Origin of the sequence: Variovorax multivorans, from assembly GCF_051216835.1 — a bacterium.
Lineage (GTDB): Bacteria > Pseudomonadota > Gammaproteobacteria > Burkholderiales > Burkholderiaceae_C > Variovorax.
This window is the reverse complement of sequence record NZ_JBPJZL010000003.1, coordinates 357,617-373,560: the sequence shown is the minus strand read 5'-3', so window position 1 is coordinate 373,560 and position 15,944 is coordinate 357,617. Positions and strand designations below refer to the sequence as shown.

Here is a 15,944-nt window from a genome sequence, read left to right as displayed (position 1 = left end):
CATGGCCAGCAACGTCATCGCGGTTTACCCCGGCACATTCGACCCCATCACCCTCGGCCACGAGGACGTGGTGCGCCGTGCCACCCAACTCTTCTCCAAGGTGATCGTCGCCGTCGCGGCGGGCCACCACAAGAAGGCGCTGTTCACGCTGTCCGAGCGCATGGACATGGCCCGCGAGGCCGTCAAGCCTTACAGCGACCAGGTCACCGTCGAGAGCTTCTCGGGCCTGCTGCGCGACTTTGTCGTCGCGCGCGGCGGCAAGGCCATGGTGCGCGGCCTGCGCGCCGTGACCGACTTCGACTACGAGTTCCAGCTCGCGGGCATGAACCGCTCGCTGATGCCCGATGTCGAGACCGTGTTCCTGACACCCAGCGACAAGTACCAGTTCATCTCCAGCACCTTCGTGCGCGAGATCGCCATGCTCGGCGGCGAGGTCCACAAGTTCGTTTCTCCCAATGTGGAGCAGCAGCTGGCGGCAAAAGTCCGCAGCCTCGGCCGTGAATAAGCCGCGATGAGCGGCACCCCGCCGCCCCGGCTGCATCTTCTGGGCGATGCAGCGCTGCTCTGCGAGCTGCCCGCGCCGGCCACTCTGGCGCAGCAGCAGCGCATCTGGGCCCTTGCGGAGCGCGCCCGCCAGTGGCCCGGCGTCGGCGAAACGCTTCCGGGCATGAACAACCTCACGCTCACCTTCGACCCGACCGCGATCGATCTCGACGCGCTCACTGCGTACGTTCTCGAGGCATGGCCGAAGCTGCCGACTGGTGGCGTTGCGGGCCGGTTGGTCGAGATTCCGGTGTCCTATGGCGGCGAGCACGGGCCCGACCTGGCCGATGTCGCGGCCCACACCGGCCTCACGCCGGCCGAGGTGGTGCGGCGCCACAGCGCCGGTGAGTACATCGTCTACCTGCTGGGCTTCCTGCCGGGCTTCGCCTTCATGGGCGGCCTGGCGCCCGAACTCGCCACGCCCCGCCGCGCCGAGCCGCGCACCGCGGTGCCTGCGCGCTCGGTCGGCATCGGCGGCGAGCAGACCGGCATCTATCCGCTGGTGTCGCCGGGCGGCTGGCAACTGATCGGCCGCACCTCGCTCGAGCTGTTCGACCCCGCAGCCGAATCGCCGACGCTGCTGCGCCCCGGTGATCGCGTGCGCTTCGTCGCAGAGAGCGTGCAGACATGATCGTCATCCGCAAACCCGGCGTGCTCGCGTCGGTGCAGGACCTGGGCCGGCACGGCCATCGCCAGCTCGGCATCTGCCCGGGCGGCGCGCTCGACGTGCTGGCGCTCACGCTGGCCAACCGGCTCGTGGGCAACGCCGATGGCGCGGCGGGCCTCGAGCTCACAATGGGCGGCTGCGAGCTGCAGTTCGAAGCCGATACGCGCATCGCCCTCACCGGCGACGACTTCAGTGCCAGCCTCGACGGTGTGCCGTTGTGGCCCTGCTGGAGCGTGCCGGTCGCGGCCGGCCAGACGCTCAGGCTCGCGGGCGCCAATGCGCCCGGCGTGAAGAAGGTCGGCCTGCGCAGTTGGCTGGCAGTGGCGGGTGGCATCGACGCGCCGCAGATCCTCGGCTCGCGCAGCACCGACCTCAAGGCCGGCTTCGGCGGTCACGAAGGCCGTGCGCTGCGCAAGGGTGACCGACTGCCGACGGGCGCATCGCCTCTCAATGCCGCGCAGCGCGAACGCCGAGTCTTCGGCCTGCGCGGTCCCGACTGGGGCCCGGACGAAGGCGACGCAGCCATTGCCCTGCGCGTGCTGCCCGGCCCCGAATTCGAGCTGTTCACGCTGGCCGCGCGCGAGCAGCTGTGGGGCGAGCGCTGGCGCATCACGCCGCAGAGCAACCGCATGGGCAGCCGGCTCGCGGGCGCCGAGCTCAAGCGCAAGCGCAGCGGCGACATGCTCTCGTCGGGCGTGATCCCCGGCACGATCCAGGTGCCGCCCTCGGGCCAGCCGATCATCCTGATGGGCGACGCGCAGACCACCGGCGGCTATCCGCGCATCGGCGTGGTCATTCGCGCCGATCTCTGGAAGCTCGCGCAGGCGCCGCTCAATGGCAAGCTGCGCCTCGTGCAGGTCGACCAGCCGCAGGCGCTGGCCGCATGGGCCGACCAGCAGCGCTACCTGTCGCAGGTGGCACAAGGGCTGGCTGCTGCAGGCTGGCCGAGCCCGGCATAGACTCCGCGGAACTCGCGGAAAAGGAAGCCCCACCATGCAAATCGACCTCAATGCCGATCTCGGCGAAGGCGCCGGCAGCGACGAAGCCCTGCTCGCACTCGTCAGCTCCGCCAACATCGCCTGCGGCTGGCACGCGGGCGACGCGAAGACCATGCAGCAGTGCGTGCGCTGGGCGATGCAAAACGGCGTGGCCATCGGCGCGCACCCCAGCTTTCCCGACCGCGAGAACTTCGGCCGCAGCACCATGCACCTGCCGCCCGACGAGATCGTGGCCAACGTGCTCTACCAGGTGGGCGCGCTGGCGGCCATCGTGAAGGCCGAGGGCGGCAAGCTCTCGCACGTGAAGGCGCACGGCCAGCTCTACAACCAGGCCGTGAAGGAGCCCGAGCTGGCGGACGCGCTGTGCGAGGCGGTGCGCCGCTTCGACCCCTCGCTCAAGTTCTTCGGCCTCGCGGGCAGCAACATGATCGACGCGGCCCGTCGCGCTGGCCTCTCGCCGGTCGAAGAAGTGTTCGCCGATCGCGGCTACATGCCCGACGGCAGCCTCGTGCCGCGCAGCCAGCCCGGCGCGCTCGTCGAGAGTGAAGAACAGTCGATCGCGCAGACGCTCTCGCTGGTGCGCGACCACCGCGTGACCGCCATCGACGGCAGCGTCGTGCCCGTCAACGCGCAGACCGTGTGCCTGCATGGCGACGGCGCCCATGCGCTGGCCTTTGCGCGCCGCATCCGCGAACGGCTGCAGCAGGAAGGCATTGCCGTCCAGGCCATGGCCTGACGGACAACCTGAACACGCAACGGGCCGTGCCGTGGCAGCAAAGCCCATCAACGTCCTGCTGACCGGATTCGATCCTTTCGAGCAGGAGACGGTCAATCCCTCGTGGGACGCCGTTCGCGCACTCGACGGCTGGAAGGTCGGCCGCGCGACGGTGCATGCACGCCAGGTGCCCTGTGTCTTCGGTGAGGTCATCGATGTGCTTGCCCGCGCGATGGACGAGCTTCAGCCGCAGCTGGTGCTGTGCATCGGCCAGGCCGGCGGGCGCGCGGAGTTCACGCCGGAGCGCATCGCCATCAACATCGACGACGCCCGCACGGCCGACAACAAGGGCCGCGAGCCCATCGACGTGCCCGTGGTGCCGGGGGCTCCCGCCGCGTATTTCTCGACGCTGCCGATCAAGGCCATGGTGCGTGAGCTGCGCGCGGCCGGCGTGCCGGCCTCGGTGTCGAACAGCGCGGGTACCTTCGTCTGCAACCACATCTTCTATGGCCTGATGCACCGCATCGCGACGCATCCGGTGCCGGGGCTGCGCGGCGGCTTCATCCACATTCCGTACCTGCCCGAGCAGGCGGCGCGCTTTCCGGGCGCGCCGAGCATGTCGCTCGAAACGATGGTCAAGGCCTTGCGCATTGCCGTGACCACCGCGCTCGCGGTGAAGCACGACGTTGCCGAAACCGGCGGCCAGCTGCACTGAGGCGGCGGGCCGACACCGGCTCGTTCAGACGGCGGCCGGGAAGTGCTTCGCCAGCCAGCCGTTGAGCGCGGCGTTGACGAGCTCGGGCTTTTCCATCGTCAGCATGTGGCCGCATGCGGGCACCCACACGACTTGCGCCTGAGGCAGCAGCGCAGCCATCTCGCTCGTGCATTCGGGCGGCGCGAGCCGGTCTTCGTCGCCGCACACCAGCAGCACCGGCGCGCGCAGCGACGCGAGGTGCAGCCGCGCATCGGGCCGCCGCATCACCGCGCGGTTCTGGCGGATGAGCTGCTCGGCGCCCGCGCCCAGCACGATGTCGAGGTAGCGCTGCACCATCACCGGGTCGGCCGCCTGCGTGGGATGGAAGGCGAAGTAGACGTTCGGCTCGATCACGTCGCGCACTTCGCCGCGCTCGAAGTATTCGATGGCGCCTTCGCGCAGCGTGAACATGTCGGGCGTCTCGGGCCGCGCGCTGGTGCCGAGCAGCGCGAGCCCGGCAATGCGCCCGGGCGCCTGGCGGGCCGCCTCCATGGCAACCATGCCGCCCATCGAGGCGCCGCACAGAATCAGCGGCCCTTCGTTGTCGCGCAGCACGGCTGCGGCCATGCCCTCGATGGTGTCGTTGTGCCGCTGGACGTCGCTCACGCGGGCGTCGAAGGCGGGGGGAAGGGCGGGCAATTGGGCTTCCCAGATGCGCTCGTCGCAAGCGAGGCCGGGTAGCAGGATGAGATTGGGCATGGAGACGGATTTTGCGCGAATGCGGCAACCGGCGTCGCGGCATGGCGCATGGCATAGGCTTCCTGGCCAGCAGCCATCCGTAAGCGGCCTCGGCATACTTTTGAGACCCATGCCGAGGACTCTCAATGAACCTGGTTGAACGCGTGCAGTCCATCCTGCTCAAGCCCAAGGCCACCTGGCCCGAGATCGACTCGGAGCAGGCTGATGCTGCCTCGCTCTACAAGAATTACGTGATGATCCTCGCGCTGATCCCGGCGGTGGCGAGCTTCATCGGCCTGTCGCTGATCGGCATCGGCGCCTTCGGCGTGAGCTTTCGCGTGCCGATCGTCTCGGGGCTCGCGAACATGGTCGTGGGCTACGTGCTGTCGCTGGTGATGGTGTTCGTGCTTGCACTCATCATCGACGCAATGGCGCCGACCTTCGAGGGCACCAGGAGCCAGATCGGCGCGCTCAAGCTGTCGGCCTATGCGAGCACCGCCGCCTTTGTCGGCGGCATCTTCAGCCTGCTGCCCTCGCTGTCGGTCCTTGGCGCGCTGGCGGCGCTGTACGGCGTGTACCTGCTCTACACCGGCCTGCCAGTCCTCATGAAGTGCCCACCCGACAAGGCCATCGCGTACACCGCCGTGGTGGTGGTCTGCGCCATCGTCGGCGGCTTCATCATCGCGTGGGTGCTGGCGCTGCTTACGCCGTCGCCAGTGAGACTCTAGGCGCGGTGGCGGTCGAGCAACAGCTTGCGGGCTGCAAAAGCCCGAGCGTCACGCGCACGGTGGAAAATGGGTGGCAATGCCAACGCCCAAGCCCGACACCACCACCGACCTGATCCTCATCCGCCACGGCGAAACCGCCTGGAACCGCGAATTGCGCTTTCAGGGGCATGCGGATGTTCCGCTCAACGACATCGGCCACGAGCAGGCCCGCCGCCTCGGCCTGCGGCTGGCTGGAGAGACGGTGGTGCAGCACATCATCAGCAGCGACCTCATGCGCGCGCAGCAGACCGCGGCGCCCGCGGCGTCGCAGCTGTCGCTGCCGGTGGTCACTTCTGCGGGGCTGCGCGAGCAGTTCTTCGGCGTGGTCGAAGGCATGCGCTCCGACGAAATCCAGAGCCTGCATCCGCGCGCCTGGGAAGAGTGGCTGGAGTTCCGCGAGGACCACGCCATGCCCGAAGGAGAGACGGCGCGCGAGTTCCACACACGCATCATCGCGGCGCTGGGCAGCATCGCTGCCGCGCACAAGGGGCAGCATCTCATCGTCGTCACGCATGGCGGCGTGCTCGACATGGTGTGGCGCACCGCAAGGGGCTTGAGCCTGAGCGGGCCGCGCCAGAGCGACATCCCCAATGCGGGCTTCAACCGCATCCGCATCGCCGACGCGGCCCGGCCCGACGACATCGAGATCGTCGAATGGGCCGACACGCGGCACCTGGCCGACCTGCCGCCGCAGCCTACCTACGACCAGACGCGGCACCTGAAGAGCAAGGATTGAGGAAGGGCCCTCGGCCTCAGCCGCAGCTGCCTGCCTTCGGCGTGCGCAGCAGCGGCTGGCCGGCGCCAACGCCCGTGGGCTTGCCGCCGTCGACGGCGAGCCGCCCATTCACCAGCACCGTGCTCACGCCTTCCGACAGCAGCGCTGGCTGCGTGTAGGTGGCTTTCGCCGCATAGCGTGCCGGATCGAACACCACCACGTCGGCGTAGTAGCCCGGGCGCAGGTGCCCGCGCTGCTTCAGCCCCAGCGTGTCGGCTGTGAGCGACGAGCTGCTGCGGATGAACTGCGCCAGCGAGATCGTGTGCTCCTTCACCACGTACTGGTCGTACTTGCGCGCGAAGGTGCCGTAGGCGCGCGGATGGCCCAGCGACGAGTCGGACGAGGTCATGACCCACGGCCGCTTCATGAAGGCGCGCACGTCGTCGTCGCTCTGGTTGAACGAGGCGATCATCAGGTCGCCGTCGCGCAGCACCGCGATGGCGACTTCCACCGGATCGGCGTTCGATGCCTTGGCCACGTCGGCCAGCGTCTTGCCCACGTACTTCGTGCTGCCCGCCGAGAACAGGATGGCCTCGGGGCCGCCGCGCAGCCGCAGGTTCTCGCGCATGTCCTTGCGCAGGCGCTCCTGCACGGAGGCGTCGTCGAAGCGCTGCAGCGTCGCTGCACGGCCACCCTCGTTGGCCCAGGGCGGCAGCAGCGCAGCCGAGAAGCGCGTGCTCGACGCGGTCCACGGATAGTGGTCGGCCGTGATGTCCAGCCCGCCCGCGCGTTCCTTCTCGATGCGCTTGATGATGTCGCCGCTCTGGCCCTGCACGTCGACGCCCAGCGCCTTGATGTGCGCCACGTGCACCGGCAGCTTCGCCTCGTGGCCGATGCGGATCGCCTCGTCGATGGAGCCCTTGAGGCCGATGTTGTACATGGACTCGTCGCGGATGTGGCTGTCGTACAGGCCGCCGTGCCGCGCCGCCACCTTCGCGAGCTCGATGACCTCCTCGGTTTTCGAGAAGTTCTGCGGCGTGTAGAAGAGCCCGGTCGAAAGGCCAAGGGCGCCTTCGCACATGCCCTGGCTCACGCGCTTCTTCATCGCCTCGAGCTGCTCGGGCGTCGGTGCCCGGTTGGCTTCGCCCAGCTCGCTCATGCGCACCGGGCCGAAGCCCACGTACATGGCCACGTTGGTGCCCACCGGCGCGGCACGCAGCTTCTGCGCCTGCGCCGCGATGTCGAAGCCGCCGAAGCCGTCGTTGCCGATTACCGCGGTGGTCACGCCCTGCGTGATGAACGGGATGTTCAGCCGCTTCTTCGGATCGTTCGAGTGCAGGTCGGCATCCGCATGCGTGTGGGCGTCGATGAAGCCCGGGGCCACCACCATGCCCGTGGCGTCGATGACGCGCCTTGCCGTGAACTGCGCTGGCGCCGCCTTGCCCGCGAACACGATGCGGTCGCCCGCGATGCCGACATCGCCCACCACCGGCGTGTCGGAGTCGCCCGTGTAGACGGTGCCGCCGCGCAGCAGCAGGTCGAGCGCGACGGGCGTTCCGTCGGCGGCATGCAGGGTGGGTGCGAAGGGTGCGAGGGCCGAGAGAACGGCCAGCGTGACGAGAGACTTGCGCATGGGCGATGGGGCCTTGAAGGCTTCTTGTCGATAGGGAGCGGCCAGTTTAGGAGCCGCCTCCGGGTCATCGCCAATTCCTTTTGCACCATGCCCCATGACCTGAAGGCATGGGCTGCCGGGCAGTGCTCGCAGATGCGCTCAGGCGTGCGTCGCAAGCTGCCCGAGGCCGAGGCGCTCGTACACCGCTGCCGTCTGCCGGCGCAGGCGCAGCGACTCGGGCTGGCCATTGAGCTGTTGCTGGAGGATGCCCTGGGCAGCGGACAGCGAAGCCTCCGTGCCGCTGCGCACCAGCGCATCGAGATACACCTGCTCGAACAGGTCGCGCTGCGCGTGGCTGCCGCCGATCTCGATCATGCGCGGCAGGGCAGTGCCGAGCCCTTCGATGGCTGCCGCGAGATCGCCGTGCGCATGCGCCACCAGTCCATGCGCGGCCGGCACGCACACGCGCTGCCATGCCGCGCGCGTCGATGCCGGCGCGTTCGGCGCGAAGGCCACTATGTTGCGCAGCAGAACCTCCGCCTCGGGGCGCCCGGCGCGCGCCAGGCCGTAGAGGTATTGCAGGTCGAGAAAGGGCAGCACGTGGTCGGCCTGGCGCTGCAGCAGGTAGCCCGCCACGTCGTCCCAGCGCCCTCCCACGTCGATGCCCGCGAGCTCCAGCCGCGCGAGCAGCGAGACCGCGCCGATCTGGTCCTGCGAGTAGTCCTTCACCACACCCCATGCATGCTCGTCGTACACCGCAAGCGCCTCGGCGTCGCGGCCCAGGTCGATCAGGAACAGGGCCACGTGCCACCAGTTGTGCGTGACCATGAACGAATTGAGCCCGGTCCACGTGTCGCTCACGCCCTGCATGAACGCCAACCCCTCGGCGAGCCGACCTTCGGTGAGCATCACATGCGCCAGCGCGTGGTGCGCCCAAGGCTCCTTACGGCACATCGAGATGGCGCGGCGGGCGCTAGCCTCGGCTTCGCGCATCAGATGGCATTGCTCGTAGCCGAAGGCCGCCATGCCGTGCACATAGGGCACGTCGGCAGCATGCGGCAGCACCGCGAGCGCCAGCCGCAGCATGCCGGGGCAGTCGCCGGTGTTGAAGCAGTGGTACTGGCCGAGCTTGACCGACACCAGATCGCGCGGATGCTCGCGCGCCTGCTCCGCGTGCAGCGAGATGGCGCGGGCGATGTCGCCGTCGGCCCAGGCCTCGGTGGCCGCGATGTAGCGCTGCTCGCGCGGTGTGGCGCGTGCGGCGCCGGCGCGGGCTTTGTCGAGAAAGGGCCGGGCGTTGGCGACGGCCTCGCGCGATTCGGCGAACAGGTGCAGCGTGGCGCAGTAGGCCTGCACGATAGGGCTCGCATCGGTGTCGGCCACGGCGATCAGATTGACCGCGCGGGCCTCGGTCGAGATGAAGCCCATGACGAAGTCGTCGACCAACGGCAGGCTGGCGGGGTCGTCGAGGGTGAGCGGGTTGCCGAGGCTGTCGGCGAGTTGTTTTCCGAGGGGCATGGCGGCATGGTGCCATGCCCCCGGAGATGCTTCAACGACTCAGACGCCGGCCTGCTGGTGGCGGTACTCCTGCGTCTTGCCGCCGTAGCCGTAGGCCGCGCCGCGCGCGTCGATCACGTGGATGTACGACACCTCGTGCAGGTCCGGCCGGATCTTCGCCATGGCCGCGTGCACCTCGCGCAGGTAGCGCGCCTTCTCGGCCTTGGTGTTGGTCTCGTCGGTGATGCTGATGTCGAGGTGGAACGCCGACTTGCCGAGAGAGGCCAGCGTCTGGCCGCCGATGAACCAGGCGTCGGCGGCGATGTACTGCACGGTGATGGCGATCACCGGCAATTGCTTGCCGAGCACGCTCTGGGTGAGCTCGGCGACCGTGTCGACTGTCTTGCGGGTGAGGGCGGCGTCGGGTTGGCCGGAGAGGTGGACGACGATGTGGGGCATGGTGGACTCCTGGGTGAATGAGTGATCGATGGGGTGATTGTGGGAACTCCCTATCAATCGGAAAAGCGGGAAGATATGATGGATTCCATCGGAATAACGGATAGATGAGTCATGCAAGGCTTTGACCTGGAGCAGTTGCGCACGCTGGCGGCAGTCGTCGACGCAGGCAGCCTGACGGCCGCCGCGCCGCGCGTCTTTCTTTCGCAGTCGTCGGTCAGCGAGCAGATCCGCAAGCTGGAAGAGCGGGCCGGGCAGTCGCTGCTCACGCGCAGCAAGGCGGGCGTTTCACCCACTGAGGCGGGTGTGCGGCTGCTGGGCTATGCGCGGCGCATCCTGGCGCTGAGCGACGAGGCGTTTCGCGACCTGCATGGCGAGACGCTGCAGGGCGAACTGCGCCTTGCCGTCACCGACTACTTCCGGCCCGGCGACCTGACGCGCCTGCTGGGGCGACTCGGCGAGAGCTATCCGCAGGTACGGCTGCACGTCAGCATCATGAAGAGCGACGACCTGCGCGCCGCATATGCGCGGGGAGATTTCGATGTGGGGGTGGCGATGAACATCGCCGGGGTTTCCGCCGCGCAGCCCCGGGCGTCGGTGATCCGGCGCGAATCGCTGGTGTGGCTGGGCGCTGCGGGCATGCGGCTCGTGCGCGGCGAGCCGGTGCGGCTGCTGGCATTGCCGGACACCTGCTCGCTGCATCAGTTCACCGTGGCGCTGTTGCGGCGCCGGCGGGTGCCCTATGCGTTGGCGCACGTGGCTTCGGGCGTGGCGGGGCTGCAATCAGCGCTGGCTGCGGGGCTGGGCGTGGCCTGTCTCAACGAATCGGCCATCAGCGACGGCGTGGCGCGGCTGGCCACTCCCCACGGGTTGCCGGCGCTGCCACGTGTGGCCTTCGAGTTCTTGCCCGGTCGCAGGGGAGAAACGGCGTTCGTCACCCGGGCCCGGGAGCTGCTGGCGACCCATCTGGTGTGAGCCCGGCCCTGGGGTGGCGCGGGATTTGCGTCACGTCTGCCATGGATGCGCCACCTCCCACTACCCCACCGGAATGGCTGCGCCATTCCCGTTTCGATGACGCGCAGGCGATCTTTTCGGGCACCTTGTTCGTCGCCATCGCCATGATGCTGTTCGGCCAGGCGGGCCTGCTCACGGGCGGCACGGCCGGCGTCGCGTTTCTGTTGCACTACGCCACCGGCGTGAGCTTCGGCAAGCTGTTCTTCCTGGTCAACCTGCCGTTCTACTGGTTCGCATGGCGCCACATGGGCCGGGCGTTCACGATCAAGACTTTCTCTGCGATTGCCTTGCTCTCGCTGATGACCGATTGGGCGCCGCGCTACCTGTCGATCGACTCCTTGCACCCGGCCTTTGCGGCCGTGCTCGGTGGCTTGCTGCTGGGCACTGGCTGTCTGTTCCTTGCCCGCCATCGCGCAAGTCTGGGCGGTGCGACCGTGTTGACGCTGTATCTGCAGGAAAAGCGCGGCTGGCCTGCTGGCAAGGTGCAGATCGGTATCGACTGCACGGTGGTGTTGCTTGCCCTGTTCGTGATTCCGCCGCAGCGTGTGGGGTGGTCGGTGCTGGCGGCTGTGGTTATGGGGCTGTTTCTCTGGATCAACCACAAGCCTGGAAGGTATGCGGCGACTTGAGCTTGCTGTTCCGGGGTGCGTGCGAATGACACCGGGTGCTCCCCTCCGCGAATGTCCCCCGCCTTCGGCTCCTCCTTTATTTCGCTGCGGGGAGCACCCGGTGCCATTCGCACATGGGCGCAGCGCTCATGCGAGCCGATTAACCGCTGCGCCCATCGATCACGTCGATGGTGTGCTCTGCGCAGCGAAATAAAGGAGGAGGCCGAAGGCCGGGGGACATTCGCGGAGCAGAGTACGCCGTCGGCGTGATCGCTCCCCGAACAGCACCAAACAGCGTCAAGGCGCAACAGGCCAGGGCCGCTGCGGCTCCCGAATCTGCTCAAACGCACGCGAAACGCGCAGCACTCCGAGATCGTCGAAGCGCTGCCCCGCAATCTGAAGACCGATCGGCAATCCACTCGCCGAGTACCCGCAGTTGACCGAAGCCGCCGGCTGCTCCGACATGTTGAATGGCACCGTGAACCCGATGTGCTCCAGTGGCCGCAACGGGTCATTCGTGGGCGAGGGCGCCTCGGCCGCCGCCGGCATGTTCGGCGACACCGGTGAGATGACGTAGTCGAAACGCGCGCAGGCACTCACTGCCGCTACGCGCGTTGCATGGAACTGGCTGAAGCTGCGGAACACGTGTTCGCCGCTGAATTCCGCCGCACTCTCAGCCCATTCGCGGATGTAGGGCAGCACCTTCGAGCGTTGGTCGGCGCGCAGGCCCTTCATGTCCACCAGCGAGCGCATGCGCCACAGGTGGTCCATGCCGTCGAGCAACGCCTGCGACATGAAAGGCTGCATCGGTTCGATGATGGCGCCTGCCTTTTCCAGCAGGCGTGCTGCGTGTTCGACCGCTGTCTGGATTTCAGGTTCTACCGCCAGTCCGCAGCCCGCGTCGAGCAGCAGCCCGATGCGCAACCCGCGCAGATGGTCGGGCGACACGTCGAAGCCGGCCCAGGCTATGTCTTGCGGCGGCAGGTTCATGCTGTCGCGCGCATCGGGCTTCGACAGAGCCTGCATCGCCAATGCTGCGTCGCCCACAGTGCGGGTCATCGGTCCAGCAGCACGGCCCATGTACGGCGGATCGATCGGAATGCGCCCCAGGCTCGGCTTGAGCGTGAAGATGCCGCACCAACTCGCGGGCAAGCGCAGCGAGCCGCCGATGTCGGTGCCCAGGTGCAGCGGGCCATAACCGGCAGCGGCCGCAGCACCCGCACCAGCGCTTGAGCCGCCCGGCGTCAGGCGCAGGTCCCACGGATTGCGCGCCAGCGTGTGAAAGCTCGACAAGCCCGAAGACAACATGCCGTAGTCCGGCATCGTCGTCTTGCTCACGATCACCGCGCCGGCTTCTTTCAAGCGTGCGGCTGGCGGCGCATCGGCAGCCGCGGGCTTCAGGTCGACGGCGGCGGTGCCGGCCGGCATCGGGTCACCGCGTGTCGCGATATTTTCCTTGATGGTGGTCGGTACGCCGTCGAGCGGGCCGAGCGCATCGCCGCGCTGCCATCGTGCTTCCGAAGCGCGCGCCTGTTCGAGCGCGGCTTCGGGCCTGAAGAGCCAGGTGGCCTGCAGGTGCGGCTCCCAGCGCTCGATCTGCGCGATCACGGCCTGCGTCACCTCCACCGGCGAGAGCTTGCGATCGCGGTAGGCCGCGGCAAGCTCCTGTGCGGACAGGTCGTTCAACCCCACGACAGCGCCGACAGGTCGTTCACGAAGATCGGGTTGTCCTTCCAGATGCCCTTGACGTTCTTCTTTGCGACGGTCGGGAACTGCGGCTGGTACAGGAAGCCGTTGGCCGCGTCGGTGGCCAGCATCTTCTGCGCGTCGCCGAGCAGCTTGTTGCGCTCGGTGGCGTTACCGGTGGACTTGATCTTGTCGAACAGCGTGTTGAAGGCCTTCGATTGGTAGCCCCAGTAGTAGTCCGACTTGGCGTAGTTGCCGAGGTCGAAGGGCTCCACGTGCGAGACGATCGACAGGTCGTAGTCCTTGTTGCCGTAGGTGCCGCTGAGCCACTGCGCCCACTCCACGTTCTGCACCTTCACAACGATGCCGATCTTGGCAAGCTGCGCCACGATCACCTCGCCGCCCTGGCGCGCGTACGGCGGCGGCGGCAGCGTCATGGTGAGTTCGAGCGGCGTCTTCACGCCGGCTTCGGCCAGCAGCTTCTTGGCCTTCTCGATGTCGAAGGGGTTGATGCCCGTGGTGTCGACATAGCCCGCAGCACCCGGCACGTAGTGGCTGCCGATGGGCACGCCGAAGCCGTCGGCCGCGCCTTCGATCACGGCCTTGCGGTCGATGGCGGCAAGAATCGCGCGGCGCACGCGCACGTCGTCGAGTGGCTTCTTCTTGTTGTTGATCGAGAGAATCGTCTTGGCGCGCGAGCCGGCCAGGATCACCTGGAACTGCGGGTTCGCCTTGAACTGCGGCACCACGCGCGTGCCGATGCGCGCGAACACGTCGACGTCGCCCGAGAGCATGGCAGCGGCCTGCGCGGCGGTGTCGGAGATGAAGCGGAACGTGACCTTGTTGATCTTCGCGGTGGCGGGGCTGCGAAAGCCTTCCCACTTGCTCAGCGTGATCGACGAGCCCTTGGCCCAGCTGTCGAGCTTGTAGGGGCCGGTGCCGACCGGCTTGGTGGCGTTGCCATCGGCGCTCTTGGGCTCGACGATCACGGCCGTGGCCTGGCCCAGCACGAAGGGCAGGTCGGGGTCGATCTCCTTGTTGATGATGACGACGGTGTAGTCGTCCACCACCTGCGTTGCGAGGTTGGCGAAGGTGCGCTTGTCCTTGTTGGTGCTCTTCTCGCCGCCTGCGCGGTCGAACGAGAACTTCACGGTGGCCGCGTTGAAGGGCTCGCCGTTCTGGTACTTCACGCCGCGGCGGAGCTTGAAGGTGTAGGTCTTCAGGTCGGGCGAGATTTCCCAGCTCTCGGCCAGCAGCGGCGTGACGCTGCCGTCGGCGTTGATCTTGGTGAGCGTCTCGAGGATGTTGTAGTGCACCACCTCGGCGATGGCGGCGGCGGCGCCGGTGGTCGGATCGAGCCCCGGTGGTTCGAGCGCCATGCCGATCACGATGGCGTCCTTCCGGCCCTGCGCCATGCCGGCAAGCGGGGTGGCCAGCGCAACGGTGGCGCCAGCGGTGGTGAGAAGGGTGCGGCGGTTCAACATACGTGTGATCTCCGGATAGACAACAAGCCAGGTTCGAATGACGACTGCTCCGGCGTGCGCCATGCCCCGAAGGGAGGCGCGACGCCGCGAAAGACACGACACGCAGCACGAAAGATGCCACGTGCGCAGCCGGTCATTCTCTCGCAGCGGGCGAGCCGGCGCGCGGCCCGCGGGGCGGTTTTTCCTCGGGACGTTCCCGTAGAGTCCCGCAACGAGGGGGTGCCCGGATCAGCCCCAGGACAGGGCCGCGATGTCGTTCACGAAGATCGGCGCGTCCTTCCACAGCCCGCGCAGGTTGCGCGCCGCCACGGTAATGAACTGCGGCTGGAACAGGAAGACATTGGCCGCGTCTTCCGCCAGCAGCCGCTGCGCGTCGCCCAGGTAGCGCAGGCGGTCGGCGGCGCGCGCGGCGTTGCGCGCCTTGTCGAAGACCTCGTTGAACTTCGCCGACTGGTAGCCCCAGTAGTACTCGGGCTTGGTGTAGTTCACCAGGTCGAAGGGCTCGACGTGCAGGATCAGCGAGAGGTCGTAGTTCTTGTTGCCGTAGGTGCCGCTGATCCATTGCGCCCACTCGACGTTCTGGATCTTCGCGACGATGCCCACCTTGGCGAGCTGCGCAGCGATCAGCTCGCCGCCCTGGCGTGCATAGGGAGGGGGCGGAAGCACGAGTTCGAGTTCGAGCGGCGTCTTCACGCCGGCCTCGGCCAGCAGCTGCTTGGCCTTTTCGACGTTGTAGGGGTTGATGCCGGTGGTGTCGACATAGCCCGGCGCGCCCGGCACGTAGTGACTGCCAATGGGCACGCCCCGGCCGTCGACGGCGGCTTCGATCACCGCCTTGCGGTCGATGGCCGCGGAAATCGCGCGGCGCACGCGCACGTCGTCCAGCGGCTTGCGCTTGTTGTTGATGGCCAGGATGGTCTTGCCGCGCGAGGCGTTGAACACCACCTGGAAGCGCTTGTCGTTCTGGAACTGCGGCAGGCTGCGCGACACCGAAGCGTGCGGAAACAGATCGATGTCGCCCGAGAGCAGCGCTGTGGTCTGCGCGGCCGGCTCGGAGATGAAGCGGAAGCTGGCCTTGCGGATCTGCACCGTGTCGGCATTGCGCCAGCCGTCCCACTTGGCGAGCACGATGCCCGAGCCCTTGGACCAGCTGTCGAGCCTGTAGGGCCCGGTGCCGACCGGCTTGGTGGCGTTGGTCTCTACGGTCTTGGGCTCGACCTGGATTGCCGAGGCCTGGCCAAGCAGGAACAGCAGGTCGGGCTCGATCTCCTTCGTGATGAGCACCACCGTGTGCTCGTCGACCGCCTGCGTCGCGATGTTGGTGAAAGTGCGCTTGTCCTTGTTGGTGCTGTTGGCCGCGGCCGCGCGGTCGAACGAGAACTTGACCGTCTGCGCGTTGAAGGGCTCGCCGTTCTGGAACTTCACGCCACGCTTGAGCTTGAAGGTGACGGTCTTCAGGTCGGGCGACACCTCCCAGCTGTCGGCCAGCAGCGGCGTGACGCTGCCGTCGGAGTTGATCTTGGTGAGGGTTTCGAAGACGGTGTAGAGCACTACCTCGGCGATCTCGGCGCCGGCCTTGGCCGTGGGGTCGAGGCCCGTGGGCTCCAGCGTGAGGCCGATGACCAGCGCATCTTTTTTTCTCTGCGCCAGCGCGATGGTCGGCAGGGCCAGCGGTGTCAGGGCTGCGGCGCCGGTGGCGAGCAGGGTGCGTCGTTTGAGCATGAAGCGGTGTCCTCGGAACAGGGGGCAA

16 protein-coding genes are annotated in these 15,944 nt (G+C 67.8%); 9 read left to right on the top strand and 7 right to left on the bottom strand.

Annotated elements, in window-relative coordinates; genetic code table 11:
• Position 1 precedes the first annotated feature (1 nt).
• Genes coaD through pcp form a run of 5 tightly spaced genes read left to right on the top strand, consistent with a single transcriptional unit; the run spans position 2 to position 3,638 of the window.
• Positions 2-505 (top strand): pantetheine-phosphate adenylyltransferase, encoded by a 504-nt coding sequence (coaD, locus tag ACSFCA_RS08805; RefSeq protein WP_081269908.1) that lies wholly within the window; start codon positions 2-4, stop codon positions 503-505.
• Between the two features lie 6 nt (positions 506-511).
• A complete protein-coding gene (gene pxpB, locus ACSFCA_RS08800; protein WP_258353057.1) occupies positions 512-1,174 on the top strand; it encodes a 5-oxoprolinase subunit PxpB in 663 nt (220 codons plus the stop codon).
• Positions 1,171-2,169 (top strand): 5-oxoprolinase subunit C family protein, encoded by a 999-nt coding sequence (locus ACSFCA_RS08795; protein ID WP_435459227.1) that lies wholly within the window; start codon positions 1,171-1,173, stop codon positions 2,167-2,169. Before pxpB ends, ACSFCA_RS08795 begins: the two co-directional genes overlap by 4 nt.
• Before the next feature lie 34 nt (positions 2,170-2,203).
• Positions 2,204-2,944, top strand: a complete 741-nt coding sequence (pxpA, locus tag ACSFCA_RS08790) for a 5-oxoprolinase subunit PxpA (RefSeq protein WP_435459228.1) — start codon at positions 2,204-2,206, stop codon at positions 2,942-2,944.
• Positions 2,945-2,975: 31 nt separating this feature from the next.
• Positions 2,976-3,638, top strand: a complete 663-nt coding sequence (gene pcp, locus ACSFCA_RS08785) for a pyroglutamyl-peptidase I (RefSeq protein ID WP_435459229.1) — start codon at positions 2,976-2,978, stop codon at positions 3,636-3,638.
• Positions 3,639-3,662: 24 nt separating this feature from the next.
• On the opposite strand, the gene ACSFCA_RS08780 is transcribed toward pcp, so the two are convergent.
• Entirely contained in the window at positions 3,663-4,376 is a 714-nt protein-coding gene (locus ACSFCA_RS08780) for an alpha/beta fold hydrolase (protein ID WP_435459230.1), read from the bottom strand.
• 125 nt (positions 4,377-4,501) lie between these two features.
• Here ACSFCA_RS08780 and ACSFCA_RS08775 point away from each other — a divergent pair, with 125 nt between their 5' ends.
• The gene (locus ACSFCA_RS08775) at positions 4,502-5,083 is read left to right on the top strand and encodes a Yip1 family protein (protein WP_093177570.1); all 582 of its coding nucleotides are present in this window, start codon (positions 4,502-4,504) and stop codon (positions 5,081-5,083) included.
• Between the two features lie 76 nt (positions 5,084-5,159).
• On the top strand, positions 5,160-5,858 hold the full coding sequence (locus ACSFCA_RS08770) for a histidine phosphatase family protein (RefSeq protein WP_435459231.1): 699 nt from the start codon (positions 5,160-5,162) through the stop codon (positions 5,856-5,858).
• A 16-nt stretch (positions 5,859-5,874) separates the two neighbouring features.
• On the opposite strand, the gene ACSFCA_RS08765 is transcribed toward ACSFCA_RS08770, so the two are convergent.
• The 3 genes from ACSFCA_RS08765 to ACSFCA_RS08755 all read right to left on the bottom strand — a co-directional run bounded on the left by ACSFCA_RS08765 (position 5,875) and on the right by ACSFCA_RS08755 (position 9,405).
• A complete protein-coding gene (locus tag ACSFCA_RS08765) occupies positions 5,875-7,470 on the bottom strand; it encodes an N-acyl-D-amino-acid deacylase family protein (protein WP_435459232.1) in 1,596 nt (531 codons plus the stop codon).
• Positions 7,471-7,608: 138 nt separating this feature from the next.
• Complete coding sequence (locus ACSFCA_RS08760) at positions 7,609-8,967, bottom strand: tetratricopeptide repeat protein (protein WP_435459233.1); 1,359 nt, start codon at positions 8,965-8,967, stop codon at positions 7,609-7,611.
• A gap of 39 nt (positions 8,968-9,006) precedes the next feature.
• Positions 9,007-9,405, bottom strand: a complete 399-nt coding sequence (locus tag ACSFCA_RS08755; RefSeq protein ID WP_093059894.1) for a tautomerase family protein — start codon at positions 9,403-9,405, stop codon at positions 9,007-9,009.
• Positions 9,406-9,516: 111 nt separating this feature from the next.
• Here ACSFCA_RS08755 and ACSFCA_RS08750 point away from each other — a divergent pair, with 111 nt between their 5' ends.
• Entirely contained in the window at positions 9,517-10,377 is an 861-nt protein-coding gene (locus ACSFCA_RS08750; protein ID WP_258353067.1) for a LysR family transcriptional regulator, read from the top strand.
• Between the two features lie 41 nt (positions 10,378-10,418).
• Positions 10,419-11,045: a YitT family protein gene (locus tag ACSFCA_RS08745; protein ID WP_093059890.1), complete on the top strand. Its 627-nt coding sequence runs from the start codon at positions 10,419-10,421 to the stop codon at positions 11,043-11,045.
• A gap of 276 nt (positions 11,046-11,321) precedes the next feature.
• Here ACSFCA_RS08745 and ACSFCA_RS08740 read toward each other — a convergent pair whose 3' ends face one another.
• The 3 genes from ACSFCA_RS08740 to ACSFCA_RS08730 form a co-directional block, all read right to left on the bottom strand.
• Positions 11,322-12,716, bottom strand: coding sequence for an amidase (locus tag ACSFCA_RS08740; protein ID WP_435459234.1), 1,395 nt, complete (start codon positions 12,714-12,716; stop codon positions 11,322-11,324).
• Positions 12,707-14,194: an ABC transporter substrate-binding protein gene (locus ACSFCA_RS08735; RefSeq protein WP_435459235.1), complete on the bottom strand. Its 1,488-nt coding sequence runs from the start codon at positions 14,192-14,194 to the stop codon at positions 12,707-12,709. The genes ACSFCA_RS08740 and ACSFCA_RS08735 overlap by 10 nt, the downstream gene beginning before the upstream one ends.
• 228 nt (positions 14,195-14,422) lie before the next feature.
• Positions 14,423-15,916 carry an ABC transporter substrate-binding protein gene (locus ACSFCA_RS08730; RefSeq protein ID WP_435459236.1) on the bottom strand — a complete coding sequence of 498 codons (1,494 nt, stop codon included), beginning with the start codon at positions 15,914-15,916 and terminating at the stop codon, positions 14,423-14,425.
• Positions 15,917-15,944 lie beyond the last annotated feature (28 nt).